Below are 16230 nucleotides of genomic sequence, written 5' to 3' on the forward strand. Positions count from 1 at the left end.
CTCGCCCGGCCGTCCTCCGAGGTTCCTCGGCCGGGCAGGGAGAGCCTGGGGCGGGGTGCTCCGGGGGCACGGGGTGGTGCGCCAGGGCGGTGCTGTCGTGGCGGCGATTACCCTGGGATGTCGATCCATCCCCCCGTACAGGAGTGAAATGGCCGTCAATCTGGTCAATGTCGAGGCAGTCACCAAGGTGTACGGCACCCGTGCGCTGCTCGACGGTGTGTCTCTCGGCGTCTCCGAGGGGGACCGGATCGGCGTCGTCGGGCGTAACGGCGACGGGAAGACGACCCTCATCCGGCTGCTCAGCAGGCTGGAGGAGGCCGATACCGGGCGTGTCACGCACAGTGGCGGGCTGCGGCTCGGGGTGTTGACGCAGCATGATTCGCTCGATCCCGAGGCCACGGTCAGGCACGAGGTCATCGGCGATCTCGCCGATCATGAGTGGGCCGGCAACGCCAAGATCCGGGATGTGCTCACCGGGCTCTTCGGCGGGCTCGATCTGCCCGGGTTTCCGCAGGGGCTCGATACCGTCATCGCGCCGCTCTCCGGTGGTGAGCGGCGGCGGATCGCGCTGGCCAAGCTGCTGATCGGCGAGCCCGAGCTGATCGTGCTGGACGAGCCCACCAACCATCTCGATGTCGAGGGCATCGCCTGGCTGGCCGAGCATCTGCGGGCGCGGCGGTCCGCGCTCGTGTGTGTGACGCACGACCGGTGGTTCCTCGACCAGGTCTGTACGCGCATGTGGGACGTCCAGCGCGGTGCGGTGCACGAGTACGAGGGCGGCTACTCCGACTATGTCTTCGCGCGCGCCGAGCGCGAGCGCATCGCGGCGACCGAGGAGGCCAAGCGGCAGAACCTGGTCCGCAAGGAGCTGGCCTGGCTGCGGCGCGGTGCTCCCGCGCGTACGTCGAAGCCGCGCTTCCGGGTCGAGGCGGCCAATGAGCTGATCGCGGACGTACCGCCGCCGCGTGACACCTCCGAGCTGATGAAGTTCGCCAACGCCCGGCTCGGCAAGACCGTCTTCGACATGGAGGACGTGACCGTCCAGGCGGGCCCCAAGGTGCTGCTCACCCATCTCACCTGGCAGCTGGGCCCCGGAGACCGGGTCGGGCTGGTCGGGGTGAACGGCGCGGGCAAGACCTCGCTGCTGCGGGCGCTCGCCGAGGCCGCCCGCTCGCAGGGCGATGTCCAGCCCGCCGCCGGGAAGGTCGTGGTCGGCAGGACCGTCAAGCTGGCGTATCTGTCCCAGGAGGTCACCGAACTCAAGCCGTCGGTGCGGGTCCTCGAAGCCGTGCAGCAGGTACGGGACCGGGTCGACCTCGGCAAGGGACGGGAGATGACGGCGGGCCAGCTGTGCGAGCAGTTCGGCTTCACCAAGGAGAAGCAGTGGACGCCGGTCGGCGATCTCTCCGGTGGTGAGCGGCGCCGCCTCCAGCTGCTCCGGCTGCTGATGGACGAGCCGAACGTCCTCTTCCTCGACGAGCCCACCAACGACCTCGACATCGAGACGCTCAACCAGCTGGAGGATCTGCTCGACGGCTGGCCGGGCTCGATGGTCGTCATCTCGCACGACCGGTTCTTCATCGAGCGGACCACCGACAAGGTGATGGCGCTGCTCGGTGACGCGAAGCTGCGGATGCTGCCGCGCGGGATCGACGAGTATCTGGAACGCCGCCGCCAGTTGACCGAGTCCGCGGTTCCGGCCACCGCGCCGGCCTCCGCCGAGGGACGGTCCGCGGGAGCGGGTGCCGGGGCCGGTACGGGCGGCGCGGGCACCGGCGCCGTATCGGCCAAGGACGGCCGCGCGGCGAAGAAGGAACTCCAGAAGATCGAGCGGCAGCTGGACAAGATGTCCAGCCGTGAGACGACCCTCCATCAGCAGATCGCCGACAACGCCACGGACTTTGAGAAAGTGGCCAAATTGGATGCGGAGCTGCGTGAACTGGTGGGTGAGCGCGACGAGTTGGAAATGCGCTGGCTGGAGCTCGCGGAGGACGCGTAGAGACGGTGTGCAGAGCGCATAACAGGCGCATCACGGGCCGGTCCTCCCTTGGGAACAGGGCGGACCGGCCCGTCCCGTAGAGAGGGCCGAGTGATAGAAAGAAGCCCCGCTCGACTGATATGACGATGCGGAAACCGTGCCCGATTCGCTCCATTCCGATGGCCGGTAATGATCGGCCGCTGGAATCGCGGGGGAGTCCGACCGGGCCGCGGACCGTACTAACAGGGGGAAAGCGCCGATGAGTCAGCCGCCCAGTCAGCAACCGCCGCAGGGGGGCTTCGGAGCTCCGCAGGACCAGCCGCACGGTGGCCCGCCGGGGCAGGGAGGACCGCAGAGCCCGCAGGGAGGACCGCAGAGTCCGCAGGGAGGACCGCAGAGTCCGCCGCCGCCCGCGCAGCCGCCGCAGATGCCACCACCGCCGCAGACGCCGCCGGGTCCGCCGGGAGCACAGCCCGGTTACGGCTATCCGCAGGCGGGACCGGCCGGTCAGCAGCAGCCCGGTCCGTACAACCAGCCGGGGCCCTACGGTCAGCAGCCCGGTCCCTACAACCAGCCCGGGCCGTACGGTCAGCAGCAGCCGGGACCGTACAACCAGCCCGGCCCCTACGGTCAGCAGCCCGGTCCCTACGGCGGCGGCTATCCGCCCCAGCAGTTCCCCGGCCCGCCCACCGCGCCCCCCGGCGGCGGTGGCGGCAAGAACCCCTTCAAGGGCAAGCCCGGCGTCGTCGTCGCGGCGGCCGTCGCGGGAGCGCTGGTCATCGGCGGCGGGATATGGCTCGCCGTCGGCGGTGACGGCAGCGGCGACAAGCCGGACGTCAGCAAGAGCGAGGACGCCACCAAGCCGAGCGGTTCGTCGACCGCCGACCAGGGCGACGACAGCGGCACGGGCCGTGAGGCCGCGGACGACCTCAACGCCGGACGCAAGGACGGCGAGGCCAGGATCGACTGGCTCCAGATCAACGACGTGGACCTGCCGCGCAACGGCGCGGACGCGTACGGCCCGTGGTTCGCCGGCGACACCGTCGTCAAGGCCATGTACCGCCAGGTCGCCGGGTATTCCGCCGCCGACGGCAAGAAGAAGTGGACGCTGTCGCTGCCCACCGAGATCTGCGCGGCGCCCGTCGCGTCCTCGGCCACCGGCAAGCTGGTCCTCGGCATCAAGAACGGCACCACGGAGAAGGCCGACTGCAACCAGCTCCAGCTGGTCGATCTGACCACCGGCAAGGCCGGCTGGAAGAAGGAGATACCCGAGACGGGCGCCTTCGACCTGCTCTCCGACATCACCGTCGCGATCAGCGGCGACACGGTGACGGCCGCCCGCACCGGCGCCGTCAACGCCTTCCGGGTGAGCGACGGCAAGGAACTCTTCGGCAAGCTCCCCGGCAACTGCCAGCCGTACGCGCTCACGGGCGGCCCCAAGATGATCGCCGCCGAGAGCTGCACCGGCGGCGGGAACCAGATCCAGGAGCTCGACCCGGCGACCGGCCGGGCCAAGTGGACCTACAAGCTGGCCGCCGACTGGGACACCGACAAGGTCTACTCGGTCAACCCGCTCGTCATCTCCCTGAAGAACGACGAGAAGGACACCTGGAGCATCGTCGCGCTCAACGCGGACGGCACGCCGCGCTCGCAGATCCAGGGGGGCAACGACAAGTTCGCGCCGAAGTGCGGGGGCGGCTTCATCGTCTTCGGCCAGAACCTGGAGGGCTGTGTCGGCGTCGCCGCCGACGCGGACACCTTCTACATGGCGACCGCGGCCGACAACAACGGCACCTCCCGCACCAACGAGATCGTCGCCTTCAGCCTGGACACCGGAAAGTCCACATGGCGTGCCAAGGCACCGGAAGGCCGCACGATGACGCCGCTGCGCATGGAGGGCGGCAAAGTGCTGGTCTATCTCGACCCCACGTACGACATGGGCGGCGCGGTCGCGACCGTGGCCCCGAGCGGTGGCGCCCCCACCACGCTGTTGCAGCATCCGGCGTCCACGGCGCGGATCGAGAGCTCCTTCTACTCGCCGAAGTACGCCTATGTGGACGGCCGTTTCTATGTGATGAGCGGCCGGGTCAGCGCGAGCAACGACGAAGACGAACTGAAGACGGAGACGATGATGGCCTTCGGGAAATGACCCCGGTCCCGCTCGCTGCTCTCTCCGCCCTTTCCGCTCTCGCCGTTCTCTTCGTCCCCGACGACTTTCCCGAGGTACGCACGCCATGACGCAGCCGCCCCAGCCACCCAACGAGCCACCGCAGGGAGGGTTCGGCGCTCCCCAGGAGCCCCCCGCCGGTGGCTTCGGTGCCCCGCAGGACCCGCCGCCCGGTGGGTTCGGCGCTCCGACGCCGCCCTCGCAGAACCCTCCGTACGGCTATCCGCAGACGCCGCCGCAAGGTCCCCCGGCCCAGCCGCCGCAGATGCCGCCGCCCGGCCGGCCGCCGGGGTACGGATACCCGAACCAGCCTCCGGCGTACGGATATCCGGGTCAGCAGGGCCAGCCGGGTCAGCCCGGTCAGCAGGGCCAGCCCGGTCAGCCGTCGCCGTACGGCTACCCGACCCCGCCCATGCAGCCGGGGGTCCAGCAGCAGTACCCGTACCCGCCGCCCCCGGGGGCCGCCGGTGGTGGTGGCAAGAAGCTGAGCCGCCAGATGCAGATCATCATCGCCGCGTCCGTCGCCGTCGTACTGATCATCGGCGGCGGCATCCTGCTCGCCTCCTCCGGTGACGACAGCGGGAAGGGCGACGACGCCAAGGGCGGCTCGTCCGGCTCCACCGAGGGCGGTACGGGCGGCACCGGCGGCAAGGCCGCCGACGGCGCGGGCAAGGAGCAGGCGCCGGGCAACACCAGGTCCAAGGTCGCCTTCCAGTTGCCGACGCCCGAGGTCACCGACGTCACCAGCGTCAACGGCTCCTGGATCACCGATACCGCGTATGTGAAGACCGGCATCAACGAGATCGTCGGCTACGACCTGAACAAGGGCACCAAGCTCTGGTCGATCCCGCTCCCGGGCCAGGTCTGCGCGGCGTCGCCGCACGTCTCCAAGGACAACAAGACGGCGGTGGCCTTCGCGGCGGCCAAGACGACGGCCGACAAGGACTACCAGCAGTGCACGGAGATCGGCGCGATCGACCTGGCGGGCGGGAAGCTGCTCTGGTCCAAGTCCGTCAAGAGCTCCGGCGTGGGTGACGAGAAGGTCCGGTTCGCCGAGGTCACCCTCAGCGGTGAGACCGTCGCGGCCGGCGGCACCGACGGCGGGGCGGCCTTCAACCTGGCCGACGGCGCGATCCGGTGGAAGCCCGAGGTCAGCGCCGAGGGCTGCTACGACATGGGGTACGGCGGCGGCGCGGGGCTCGTGGCGGCCCGCAAGTGCGGCTCGTACAGCGACCCGCAGGTCTCCATCCAGAACCTGAACCCGGTCACCGGCGCCCCGCTCTCCACCTTCCAGATGCCGACCGGTGTCGAGTACGCGAGCGTCGTCTCGACCGACCCGCTGGTCGTGGCCGCCGACGTCGGTGACACGGCCGGGGACGGCAGCGGGATCTCGGACTTCTTCTCGATCGACGCGAAGACCGGCAAGCTGATCGCCAAGATCCCGGCGGACGCCGACAAGTACGCGGCGAAGTGCCGCTCCACCGAGGTCGAGTCCTGCCAGATGCTGGCGGTGGGCAACGGCCGGCTCTATCTGCCGACCGAGGAGCACGAGGGCGGCGGGGAGTACGGCGACACCAACGAGATCGTCTCGTTCGACCTCGCCACCGGCAAGGGCACTTCGGACCGCGCCGACGCGGGCGACCGCTACACGATGGTGCCGCTGCGTATGGATGGCGGCAACATCATCGCGTACAAGCGGCCTCCGTACGACAAGGGCGGCCAGATCGTCTCCATCGACGGCGGCACGTTCAAGCAGACCGTGCTGCTGGAGAATCCGGCCGACGAGGCCGTGCGTGACGCGGAGACCGGCTTCCTGCCGGACTACGCGGAACTGCTCTACCAGGGCGGCCGGTTCTTCATGGCCGACACCACGCTGAGCAAGCCGTCGAATTCGGCGCTGGACGAGAAGTCGTATCTCGCGGTCGCCTTCACGACCAAGTAGCGCATCGACCGCGTAGCGCCTCCGCCAAGTAGCGCTGGGGACACGGTAGTTCGGGGCCCCGGCCCGTGGGTGACACCACGGGGCGGGGCCCCGCTCGTATCCGGACTGGCCGGTCAGTAGTCCCGAATGGCAGGGAATTCGGCAATCCGAGGGGCTTCTGACCGTTAGGGGGCGCGCGATGTCGAACAAGCGTGTAGCTTGCCGGGTCTAGAGACCGGGGGCCGGGGGGCCGGGCAGGTACCGGGGGACGGGGGGAGGGTTGCTCATGGGTGTGCGGATCATGGTGGTCGACGATCACAGACTGCTCGCCGAGGCGCTCGCCTCGGCGCTGAAATTGCGCGGGCATCGCGTGCTCGCGGCGGCGGCGCCCACGGCGGGCGCCGCCGAACTGGTGGTGAGCAGGGCGCCCGAGGTGTGTCTGCTGGGCACGGCGGTGCCGGCCGAGCCGGGGACGTTCGATCCGATCGTACGGATCAAGCGGGAGCGCCCGCAGGTGGCGGTGGTGGTGCTCGGGCCGGTGCCCAGCCCGCGCGGGATCGCCGCGGCCTTCGCGGCCGGCGCCTCCGGTTACGTACGGCACGACGAGCGCATCGAGGGCGTGGAACGGGCCATGGTCAAGGCGCGCGCGGGCGAGGCCGCGGTGGCGCCTCAGCTGCTCCAGGGCGCGTTCACCGAGCTGCTCAATCCGGTGGTCCAGCCGGACGACGAGGGCCAGCGGCTGCTGCGGATGCTCACCCCGCGCGAGGTGGAGGTGCTGGTACGGGTCGCGGAGGGCGAGGACACCCGGCTGATCGCCGCCGGGATGGGCATCGCGCCGAGCACGGCCAGGACGCATGTGCAGCGGGTGCTGATGAAGCTGGGGGTGGGCTCCCGGCTGGAGGCCGCGGCGCTGGCCGCGCGTACGGGGCTGCTGGACCGGGCCGTGCCGCCCGGCGGGTCCGCGGATACGCCGAAGGGGCCGGACCACCGCGTACGTCGGCAGTGAAGTCCGGCCCCGGTGACGGCTGTTACCGCTCAGTGGGCGAGGTGGGCGAGGTGGGCGAGGTGGGCGGCGCCGTGGGGCGCAGCTTCAGCCATATGAGGAAGAACAGCCCCAGGGCCAGCATCCCGAGCCCCGTCCACAGATTGATGTTGATGTCCTGCGCCTTCTTCAGATCGGCGTCGGACGCGGTGATCCCGGCGATGGTCACGATGATCCCGTAGACCACGAAGAGCCCGCCGATGATGCGGCGGATGTCGAAGAGCCGTGCCGCGGTGGCGGACTTGGCCGCCAGCTCCTCGACGTCGTTGCGGTAGTCGCTCATGGTGATGTGTTCCTCTCGGCGCCGCCGGCGCCTCGGCGTCAGAACGTCAGAAGGAGAACGGCACGTAGCAGATGGCGGCGAGGATGATCGCGCCCCAGCCCAGCAGGGCCGGCCTGCGGTACCAGGCGTCGTCGCCCTCGGCCGGCAACTCGTCCATGTCGGGTGAGCGCGTGCCGTACACCAGCCCGGCGAGCTTCTCGGCCGGCTTCGGCCGTGTCACGTACGAGACCACCACCATCACCAGCGCGCCGACGACGAACGCGACGATGGAGGAGACGAAGTTCGCGCCCTGGTCGCTGGGGATGTCGACGATCCCGCCCTTGTAGAGCCAGAAGTAGTTGACCATCGCGGCGACCGTGCCGGAGAGCAGCCCCCAGAAACCGGCGGCCGGGGTGGTCCGCTTCCAGAACATGCCGATGATGAAGACCACGAACAGCGGGACGTTGAAGAACGAGAACAGCGTCTGGAGGTAGTTCATGATGTTGCTGAAGCTGGACGCGATGAACGCCGTACCCATGCCGATCAGCACACCGACCGCCGTGACGACCCGTCCGGTCTTCAGGTAGTACGCGTCCTCGCGGTCCTTCCTGAGGTACGCGCCCCAGATGTCGTTGGTGAAGACGGTGTTGAACGAGGAGACGTTGGCGGCCATACCGGCCATGAACGCGGCGAGCAGGCCGGTGACGGCGATGCCCAGCACACCGTTCGGCAGCAGATCGCGCATGAGGACCGGGATCGCGTCGTTGTACTGGAGGCCGCTGCCCGCCTTGCCCAGCGCCGGTTCCATGACCAGCGCGATCAGACCGGGGACGATCACGACCATGGGTATGAGGATCTTGGGGAACGCGGCGATCAGCGGGGTGCGCTTGGCGGCGGAGAGGTTCTTCGCGGACAGCGCGCGCTGCACCTCGGCGAAGTTGGTGGTCCAGTACCCGAAGCTCATCACGAAGCCGAGGCCGAGGACGATCGTCAGCCAGTTGGCGCCGAGCGGGTTCGGCGAGCCGACGCCGGTGCCCTCCCAGGCGCTCAGGAAGGCGCCGCCGTGCGAGCCGGTGAGGGAGTCGGTCAGCCCGTCCCAGCCGCCGACCCGCTTGAGACCGACGATGGTCAGCGGGATCAGCGCGGCGAGGATGACGAAGAACTGGAGCACCTCGTTGTAGATCGCCGAGGAGAGACCGCCGATGGTGATGTACGCGAGGACGAAGAAGCCCGCGACGACGATCGCGACCCACTCGGGCCAGCCGAGCAGCGCCTCCAGCACGATCGCCATCGCGTACAGGTTGACGCCCGCGATCAGCACGGACGACACCGCGAAGATGACCGACGAGAGCAGATGGGAGGAGGGCCCGAAGCGGTGCAGCAGGAACTCCGGTACGGAGCGGACCTTCGAGCCGTAGTAGAACGGCATCATCACCAGGCCGAGGAAGACCATGGCGGGGATGGCGCCGATCCAGTACCAGTGCACGGTGTAGACGCCGTACTGCGCGCCGTTGGCCGCCATGCCCAGGATCTCGGTCGCGCCGAGGTTGGCGGCGACGAACGCGAGGCCCGTCACCCAGGCGGGCAGGGAGCGCCCGGAGAGGAAGAAGTCCAGGCTGGTCTTCACGCTGGCACGGGCCGCGAAGCCGATGCCGAGGACCACTACGAAGTAGATCGCCAGGATGGTGTAGTCGAGCCCGTTGGTGGGGAGCCGGAGCCCTTCGGCCAGGTATCGCATGGGGGGTACTCGCTTCGTCGCAAGAAGATGACTCCGCCGGAACCTACGCTTCTGTGTTCCGAAAATGAACACTTCTGTTGGTTTTCTTTGTTTAATCTTGATCGAGCATCGAGGGTGAGCCTCGGGCGTCCACCGGCCGCCGTTGACGCGGCTGTTCGCTTGTGGTTTGTTATGTGCGGTTCTGTTGATGGTGGGTGTGCGCGCGTGCGGGCCGTGGAGGCAACCGATGAAGAAGACGGTGACGAGGCTCGCCGACGGCCGCGAGCTGGTCTATTACGACCTGCGGGACGACGCCGTACGCGACTCACCCGACCGCAGGCCCCTCGGCCCGGTCGCCACCACCTCGGAGATCCGCAGGGACGCGCTGCTCGGTGACGCGGTCGCCATCGCCTCGCACCGCCAGGCCCGTACGTACCACCCGCCCGCCGACGAGTGCCCGCTCTGCCCCTCCCGGGACGGCCGGCTCAGCGAGATCCCCGAGCCGGACTACGACGTCGCCGTCTTCGAGAACCGCTTCCCCTCCCTCGCCGGGGACTCGGGACGCTGCGAGGTCGTCTGCTTCACCTCCGACCACGATTCCTCGTTCGCGGACCTCACCGCGGAGCAGGCCGGTCTGGTGCTGGCGGCATGGACCGACCGCACCGCCGAACTGGCCGAGCTGCCCCAGGTCGAACAGGTCTTCCCGTTCGAGAACCGCGGCGCGGAGATCGGCGTGACGCTCGGCCATCCGCACGGGCAGATCTACGCGTACCCCTTCGTCACCCCGCGCACCGCGCTGATGCTCCGCTCCGTACGGGAGCACCGCGCCGCGACCGGCCGCAACCTCTTCGACGACCTCGTCGAGCGCGAGCGGACCGAGGGCGGCCGGGTGGTGCTCGAAGGGCGGCACTGGGTGGCGTTCGTGCCGTACGCGGCGCACTGGCCGTACGAGGTGCACCTCTACCCCGTCCGGCGTACTCCCGACCTCCGCGGGCTCGACGGCGCGGCGCGCACAGAGTTCCCACAGATCTATCTGGAACTCTTGAAGCGCTTCGACCGGATCTTCGGCGAAGGTGAGCCGCCGACGCCGTACATCTCGGCCTGGCACCAGGCGCCCTTCCGGGCCGAGGGGCGGCACGACTTCGCGCTTCACCTTGAGCTTTTCACCATCCGCCGCACTTCCGGCAAGCTGAAATTCCTCGCGGGTTCCGAATCCGGCATGAGTGTGTTCATCAACGACGTGCCGCCGGAGGCCGCGGCCGAGCGACTGCGAGAGGTAGCGAGCGAGTGAGCGAGACTGTGTCTTCCCCGAGGACGACCCCCGTACCCCGGAAGTACTTCGTCACGGGCGGTGCGGGATATGTCGGCAGCGTGGTCGCGGCACATCTGCTGGAGGCCGGTCACGAGGTGACCGTGCTGGACGACCTCTCCACCGGTTTCCGGGAGGGCGTCCCGGCGGGCGCCGACTTCATCGAGGGCCGGATCCAGGACGCGGCGAAGTGGCTGGACCCCTCGTACGACGCGGTGCTGCACTTCGCGGCGTTCTCGCAGGTCGGCGAGTCCGTCGCCAAGCCCGAGAAGTACTGGGACAACAACGTCGGCGGCTCGATGGCGCTGCTCGCCGCGATGCGCTCGGCCGGGGTGCGCACGCTCGTCTTCTCGTCCACCGCCGCGACGTACGGGGAGCCGGTCTCCACCCCGATCACGGAGGCCGACCCGACGGCGCCCACCAGCCCGTACGGCGCCACCAAGCTGGCCGTCGACCACATGATCAGCGGCGAGTGCGCGGCGCACGGTCTCGCGGCCGTCTCGCTGCGGTACTTCAACGTGGCCGGGGCGTACGGCAGTTGCGGTGAGCGGCACGACCCCGAGTCGCATCTCATCCCGCTGGTCCTCCAGGTCGCCCTCGGCAAGCGGGAGGCGATCTCGGTGTTCGGCGAGGACTATCCGACGCCGGACGGCACCTGCGTACGCGACTACATCCATGTCGCCGACCTCGCCGAGGCCCATCTGCGCGCGCTGGACGCGGCCACCGGCGGCGAGCATCTGATCTGCAACCTCGGCAACGGCGCGGGCTTCTCGGTCCGCGAGGTCATCGAGACCGTACGCGCGGTCACCGGGCACCCCGTCCCCGAGGTCGTGGCACCGCGCCGGGGCGGCGACCCCGCCGTCCTGGTCGCCTCCGCCGAAGCGGCCCGCGACCGCCTCGGCTGGACCCCGAGCCGCGCCGATCTGGCGGGCATCGTCACGGACGCGTGGGCGTTCGCACGCCGGAAGGAGAACCAAGGGTGAGTGGGAGCGGTACGGGCGCGGGCGGCGTGGACGCCGGTGACACGGGCGCCGGTGACACGGCTGTCGGCGAGCCGGGCTTCGGTGGGACGGCGGTGGCCGAGGAGTTCCGGCGGCTGTACGGGGCCGAGCCCGAAGGCGTATGGGCGGCGCCCGGCCGGGTCAATCTGATCGGCGAGTACACCGACTTCAACGACGGTTTCGTGATGCCGCTGGCGCTGCCGCACCGGGCGGTCGCGGCGGTGTCCCGCCGTACGGACCAGGTCCTGCGGGTGCACTCCGCGGATGTCCCGCAGGGCGTCGTCCAGCTCGACGCCGACGCGCTCGTACCGCACTCCGACACCGGCTGGGCCGCCTATCCGGCCGGTGTCGTCTGGGCGCTGAGGGAGGCCGGGCACCCGGTCGCCGGCGCCGACATCCATCTGGCGTCGACCGTCCCGACCGGCGCGGGCCTCTCGTCCTCGGCCGCGCTGGAGGTCGTCACCGCGCTCGCCCTGAACGACCTGTACGGCCTTGGCCTGTCGGCGCCCGAGCTGGCGGTGCTCGCGCAGCGCGCCGAGAACGACTTCGTGGGCGTGCCGTGCGGGGTCATGGACCAGATGGCCTCGGCGTGCTGCGCCGACGGGCACGCGCTCCATCTGGACACCCGCGACCTCTCGCAGCGCCAGGTGCCGTTCGAACTGGCGGCCCACGGCCTGCGGCTGCTGGTCGTCGACACCCGCGTCAAGCACGCGCTCGGCGACGGCGCGTACGCGGAACGGCGCGCCGGGTGCGAGGCGGGCGCGCGGGCGCTCGGCGTGCGCGCGCTGCGCGATGTGGCGTACGAGGACCTGCCCGGCGCGCTCGACCGGCTGGCGGCGGCGGGCGAGAGCGGGACCGTACGCCGCTACGTCCGCCATGTCGTGAGCGACGACCACCGCGTGGAGCGGGTCATCGCGCTGCTGGACGCGGGCGACGTCCGCGCCGTCGGTCCCGTCCTGACCGAGGGCCACGCCTCGCTCCGCGACGACCTGCGCGTCTCCTGTCCCGAACTCGACCTGGTGGTCGAGACGGCCACGGCGGCCGGCGCGCTCGGCGCCCGGATGACGGGCGGCGGCTTCGGCGGCTCGGCGATCGTCCTGATCGAGGAGCCGGACGCGGACGCCGTGACCAAGGCGGTCACAGAAGCCTTCACGGCCGCGGGCCACACGGCGCCGCGGGTCTTCCCGGCGATCCCGTCGAGGGGGGCGCACCGGCTGGTCTGAGGGGGACGTCCACGTGCGTCTGGTCTCGGCTGGTCCCGGGCGGTGCGCGTCCTGACCGGGCGAGCGTCCTGATCAGGTGAGCGTCTTGATCAGGAGGTACTCCGTCACGCCCGGCGGGTAGTCCATGACCTCGCCGACGATCTGGTAGCCCTGCTTGCGGTAGAAGTCAGGGGCCTGGAAGTCCCAGGTCTCCAGGCGCGCCCGCGCGCAGTCGCGCTCCGTTCTGGCCACGTGTTCCGCTTCGGCCAGCAGCCGGCTGCCCAGCCGGGCGCCGCGGTGGCGGTCGTCGACCCAGAGCAGGTCCACATGGAGCCAGCGGGCCCAGGTGCGGCCGGCCAGACCGCCGGCCAGCTCGCCCGTCGTATCGTCCAACAACCAGACCTGGAGCGGTACTTCCTCGCCCAGCGGACTGGTTCGCAGCGCCCGCAGTACCGGTGAGCGGTGCGAGTTGGCCGCGCCCAGCCGCTCGCCGAGCGCGGCGTGCCGTTCCTTGTCGACTTCCGTCTCCATACGAAACATGGGGCCCACCATAAACAGGGCGGCCAACGAGTTCTGCGAATTTCCTTCCGCTTCGGGCCCACGCCCGTACGCTGGGGAAAAGCACCGGTGGGGGCCGGTGCTGTTCAGGGGTGGAGACACGTCGGGTACGACGCCCGGGGTGGGGCAGTGGTCATCGGACGGCGGCGGCCGTGCCGTTGACCTGTCGCCCGGCACACCGGGCGCCGTGCCCGCGACGTCCGCCACCCGCCTTCAGGGGGTGTCCATTGGTACGTATCCGGGTTCTCGTGGTGGACGACCATCGCATCTTCGCCGAGTCGCTCGCCGCCGCGCTCGCGGCCGAGCCCGACGTGGATGTGTCGGCCGCGGGCAGCGGCCCCGCGGCGCTGCGCTGTCTCGAACGCGCGGCGGCGGAGGGGCGCAGGTTCGATGTGATGCTCGTCGACGCCGATCTGGGCACGGTCCCGGGGACGGCCGGCGGCTCGGCCAACGGCGCGCTGCACGGCGCGCTCAACGGGACGGTCAACGGGACGGCGGCGGGGCAGGGACCGGCCTCGGCCTCGGGTTCCGGTTCGGCTTCGGCAGGCGGGCCGGTTCAGGTGCCGGTCGCCCGTGCCGTGCCCGACCACGGCGAAGCGGCCCTGGTCGACGGCATCTCGCTGGTCGCCGGGGTCCGTTCGAGCCAGCCGTCCGTCCGTACGGTCGTGCTCGCCGAGAAGGACGATCCGCACCGCGCCGCCCAGGCGCTCCAGGCTGGCGCCTCCGGATGGGTCGCGAAGGACTGCTCGCTGCAACGGCTGCTCGCCGTTCTGCGGGGTGTCCTGCGGGACGAGACGCATCTGCCGCCCGCGCTGCTCACGGGTGTCCTGCGCGAGCTGACGGCCGCGCGCAAGCACCGCACCGAGAGCGAGCGGCTGGTCGAGTCGCTGACGCCGCGCGAGCGCGAGGTGCTGCGCTGCATGGTCGCGGGGCTGGGGCGCAAGGCCGTCGCCGAACGGCTCTTCCTCTCCCCGCACACCGTCCGTACGCATATGCAGAACGTGCTCGGGAAGCTCGGGGTGCACTCCACGCTGGCCGCCGTCGCCCTGGCCCGCCGGGCGGGCGTCGGACCGGTCGATCTGGTGCCGCCGCTAGGAAACGTTGTCGAACGGGGCGGTCAACTGGCGTAGCAGCCCGGCCAGTTCACCCCGCTGGGCGCGGGACAGCTCGACGAGGATCGCGCGCTCCTGGGCGAGCAGCCCGGCGAGCGCCTGATCCGCGCGGTCCCGCCCCTCGGCGGTGAGCCTGACCAGCACCCCGCGCCGGTCGTTGGGGTCGGGCAACCGCTCGACCAGGCCCTTCTTGGCGAGCCGGTCGATCCGGTTCGTCATCGTGCCCGAGGTGACCAGGGTCTGGGTCAGCAGCTGGCCGGGCGAGAGCTGGTACGGGTCTCCCGCGCGCCGCAGCGAGGTCAGCACGTCGAACTCCCACGGCTCCAGGCCGTGCTCGGAGAACGCGATACGGCGCGCGCGGTCGAGATGGCGGGCCAGCCTGCTCACGCGGCTGAGCACCTCGAGTGGTTCCACGTCGAGGTCGGGGCGCTCCCGGCGCCATGCTGCGACCAGTCGGTCGACCTCGTCCTCCATGACGATCAGTGTAGAGGGTGCCTCGACATGAAGTCTCTTGACGTCAAGATATATGAGGGTGCAGGGTGGGACATGACCGCCGTGGTCCGCTCCGGCGGTGTACTCCGCGACCGCGATGGGGGCTTCACCATGCACTCCGTACCTTCCCGCTCGTCCTCTTCCGCCGAGCCGCCCGTGTCGCCGCCGGTGCCGCACGAACCGCCGGTGCCGCACGAACCGCCCGTGCCGTCCGCTCCGACGTGGGATCCGCAGCAGTACCTCAGGCACGCCGGCCATCGCGGCCGTCCCTTCCTCGATCTGCTGGCCCGTATCCCCGAGCTGCCCGCCGGCGACGGCGGACCGATCCGGATCGCCGACCTCGGCTGTGGCCCCGGCAATGTCACCGCGCTCCTCGCCGACCGCTGGCCGGCCGCCCGGATCACCGGCTTCGACAACTCACCCGAGATGCTCGACCGGGCCCGCGAGGAGTACGAGGGCCCGACCGCGGGCGGCGGCGCGCTGGACTTCCGGGCCGGTGACGCGGCGCGCTGGACGCCCGGCGAACCGTACGGCCTGATCGTCTCCAACGCGGCCCTCCAGTGGGTGCCGAACCACCCCGACTCCTTCGCGGCCTGGATCGACGCGCTCCTGCCCGGCGGCACCTTCGCCTTCCAGGTCCCCGGCAACTTCACGGCGCCCAGCCACACCCTGCTCGCCGAACTGTGCGCGACCCCGCGCTGGCGCGAGCGTCTCGACCTCCCGGCCCGGCCGTCCGTCCGCGTCCTGGAGCCCGCGGACTACCTCACGCGCCTCTCGGACCTCGGCTGCGCGGCGGACGTCTGGGAAACGACCTACCTCCAGCTCCTCACCGGCGAGGACCCGGTACTCGACTGGGTCAAGGGCACGGCCCTGCGTCCCGTCCTCACGGCGCTGAAGGGCGACGAGGCGGCCACGGCGGAATTCACCTCCCAGTACCGCGACCTGCTCCGCTCGGCCTACCCTCCGGGCCCCCACGGCACGGTCTTCCCGTTCCGCCGTATCTTCGCGGTCGCCCGCAAGGAGGCGTGAGGTCCGATGCTGACCGCCTTCGACCATGTCCTGCTGGCGGCCCCGCCCGGCTCGGAGGCCGAGCTGCGCGGCTACTACGTGGATGTCCTCGGGATGACCGAGATCCCCAAGCCACCGGCCCTGGCCGCGCGCGGCGGCTGCTGGTTCCAGGCCGGCTCGGTGCAACTGCACCTCGGCATCGAGAAGGACTTCCGGCCACCGAAGAAGGCCCACCCGGGCCTGCGCGTCACCGGCATCGAGGCGTACGCCCACCGCGTCGGGGCGGCGGGAGCCCCGGTGATCTGGGACGACGACCTCCCGGGCCACCGGCGCTTCTACTCCGAGGACCCGGTCGGCAACCGCCTCGAATTCCTGGAGCCCCTGCCCTGACTCCTCACCGGGCTAGGGCCTTTCGTTTGGATCAGGCCGGGCTCGCGGGGTCTGGCACCGCGCCCCCGGCC

The 16230-nt window shown here is 70.6% G+C and carries 14 protein-coding genes; 10 read left to right on the plus strand and 4 right to left on the minus strand.

What is annotated here, in order from left to right; genetic code table 11:
* The first annotated feature begins 148 nt into the window (after nt 1-148).
* The 4 genes from ACFRKB_RS28025 (at nt 149) to ACFRKB_RS28040 (ending at nt 7072) form a co-directional block, all read left to right on the plus strand.
* Nucleotides 149-1999 (plus strand): ABC-F family ATP-binding cassette domain-containing protein, encoded by a 1851-nt coding sequence (locus ACFRKB_RS28025; RefSeq protein WP_383109285.1) that lies wholly within the window; start codon nt 149-151, stop codon nt 1997-1999.
* A 238-nt stretch (nt 2000-2237) separates the two neighbouring features.
* The gene (locus ACFRKB_RS28030) at nt 2238-4127 is read left to right on the plus strand and encodes an outer membrane protein assembly factor BamB family protein (RefSeq protein ID WP_383109286.1); all 1890 of its coding nucleotides are present in this window, start codon (nt 2238-2240) and stop codon (nt 4125-4127) included.
* An 85-nt stretch (nt 4128-4212) separates the two neighbouring features.
* On the plus strand, nt 4213-6087 hold the full coding sequence (locus ACFRKB_RS28035; protein ID WP_383109287.1) for an outer membrane protein assembly factor BamB family protein: 1875 nt from the start codon (nt 4213-4215) through the stop codon (nt 6085-6087).
* Between the two features lie 265 nt (nt 6088-6352).
* On the plus strand, nt 6353-7072 hold the full coding sequence (locus ACFRKB_RS28040) for a helix-turn-helix transcriptional regulator (protein ID WP_383109289.1): 720 nt from the start codon (nt 6353-6355) through the stop codon (nt 7070-7072).
* A 22-nt stretch (nt 7073-7094) separates the two neighbouring features.
* Here ACFRKB_RS28040 and ACFRKB_RS28045 read toward each other — a convergent pair whose 3' ends face one another.
* Complete coding sequence (locus ACFRKB_RS28045) at nt 7095-7391, minus strand: hypothetical protein (RefSeq protein WP_383109290.1); 297 nt, start codon at nt 7389-7391, stop codon at nt 7095-7097.
* Nucleotides 7392-7437: 46 nt separating this feature from the next.
* The gene (locus tag ACFRKB_RS28050) at nt 7438-9108 is read right to left on the minus strand and encodes a sodium:solute symporter family protein (protein ID WP_383109291.1); all 1671 of its coding nucleotides are present in this window, start codon (nt 9106-9108) and stop codon (nt 7438-7440) included.
* 226 nt (nt 9109-9334) lie between these two features.
* Between ACFRKB_RS28050 and galT the strand changes: the two genes are divergently transcribed.
* From galT to galK, 3 genes are all read left to right on the plus strand, one after another.
* Nucleotides 9335-10378, plus strand: a complete 1044-nt coding sequence (gene galT, locus ACFRKB_RS28055; protein ID WP_383109293.1) for a galactose-1-phosphate uridylyltransferase — start codon at nt 9335-9337, stop codon at nt 10376-10378.
* Nucleotides 10379-10386: 8 nt separating this feature from the next.
* Entirely contained in the window at nt 10387-11379 is a 993-nt protein-coding gene (gene galE, locus ACFRKB_RS28060) for a UDP-glucose 4-epimerase GalE (protein ID WP_383109304.1), read from the plus strand.
* A 92-nt stretch (nt 11380-11471) separates the two neighbouring features.
* Nucleotides 11472-12620 carry a galactokinase gene (gene galK, locus ACFRKB_RS28065; protein ID WP_383109305.1) on the plus strand — a complete coding sequence of 383 codons (1149 nt, stop codon included), beginning with the start codon at nt 11472-11474 and terminating at the stop codon, nt 12618-12620.
* 72 nt (nt 12621-12692) lie between these two features.
* Here the strand turns inward: galK and ACFRKB_RS28070 are convergent, their stop codons facing one another.
* Nucleotides 12693-13139, minus strand: coding sequence for a GNAT family N-acetyltransferase (locus ACFRKB_RS28070; protein ID WP_383109294.1), 447 nt, complete (start codon nt 13137-13139; stop codon nt 12693-12695).
* A 245-nt stretch (nt 13140-13384) separates the two neighbouring features.
* Between ACFRKB_RS28070 and ACFRKB_RS28075 the strand changes: the two genes are divergently transcribed.
* A complete protein-coding gene (locus ACFRKB_RS28075; RefSeq protein ID WP_383109295.1) occupies nt 13385-14287 on the plus strand; it encodes a LuxR C-terminal-related transcriptional regulator in 903 nt (300 codons plus the stop codon).
* Here ACFRKB_RS28075 and ACFRKB_RS28080 read toward each other — a convergent pair.
* On the minus strand, nt 14249-14743 hold the full coding sequence (locus ACFRKB_RS28080; protein ID WP_383109296.1) for a MarR family winged helix-turn-helix transcriptional regulator: 495 nt from the start codon (nt 14741-14743) through the stop codon (nt 14249-14251). The two genes, ACFRKB_RS28075 and ACFRKB_RS28080, sit on opposite strands and share 39 nt — an antisense overlap.
* Before the next feature lie 222 nt (nt 14744-14965).
* Here ACFRKB_RS28080 and ACFRKB_RS28085 point away from each other — a divergent pair, with 222 nt between their 5' ends.
* Nucleotides 14966-15790 (plus strand): trans-aconitate 2-methyltransferase, encoded by an 825-nt coding sequence (locus tag ACFRKB_RS28085; protein WP_383109307.1) that lies wholly within the window; start codon nt 14966-14968, stop codon nt 15788-15790.
* Nucleotides 15791-15796: 6 nt separating this feature from the next.
* Nucleotides 15797-16159 (plus strand): VOC family protein, encoded by a 363-nt coding sequence (locus ACFRKB_RS28090; RefSeq protein ID WP_383109298.1) that lies wholly within the window; start codon nt 15797-15799, stop codon nt 16157-16159.
* The last annotated feature ends 71 nt before the right edge of the window (nt 16160-16230 follow it).

It is taken from the genome of Streptomyces scopuliridis (assembly GCF_042790125.1).
GTDB classification, from domain to species: domain Bacteria; phylum Actinomycetota; class Actinomycetes; order Streptomycetales; family Streptomycetaceae; genus Streptomyces; species Streptomyces scopuliridis_A.

Coding starts and splice junctions, on each gene's coding strand:
- ACFRKB_RS28025 (WP_383109285.1), top strand. CDS start 149: ATGGCCGTCAATCTGGTCAATGTCGAGGCAGTCACCAAGGTGTACGGC.
- ACFRKB_RS28030 (WP_383109286.1), top strand. CDS start 2,238: ATGAGTCAGCCGCCCAGTCAGCAACCGCCGCAGGGGGGCTTCGGAGCT.
- ACFRKB_RS28035 (WP_383109287.1), top strand. CDS start 4,213: ATGACGCAGCCGCCCCAGCCACCCAACGAGCCACCGCAGGGAGGGTTC.
- ACFRKB_RS28040 (WP_383109289.1), top strand. CDS start 6,353: ATGGGTGTGCGGATCATGGTGGTCGACGATCACAGACTGCTCGCCGAG.
- ACFRKB_RS28045 (WP_383109290.1), bottom strand. CDS start 7,391: ATGAGCGACTACCGCAACGACGTCGAGGAGCTGGCGGCCAAGTCCGCC.
- ACFRKB_RS28050 (WP_383109291.1), bottom strand. CDS start 9,108: ATGCGATACCTGGCCGAAGGGCTCCGGCTCCCCACCAACGGGCTCGAC.
- galT (WP_383109293.1), top strand. CDS start 9,335: ATGAAGAAGACGGTGACGAGGCTCGCCGACGGCCGCGAGCTGGTCTAT.
- ACFRKB_RS28070 (WP_383109294.1), bottom strand. CDS start 13,139: ATGTTTCGTATGGAGACGGAAGTCGACAAGGAACGGCACGCCGCGCTC.
- ACFRKB_RS28080 (WP_383109296.1), bottom strand. CDS start 14,743: ATGGAGGACGAGGTCGACCGACTGGTCGCAGCATGGCGCCGGGAGCGC.
- ACFRKB_RS28090 (WP_383109298.1), top strand. CDS start 15,797: ATGCTGACCGCCTTCGACCATGTCCTGCTGGCGGCCCCGCCCGGCTCG.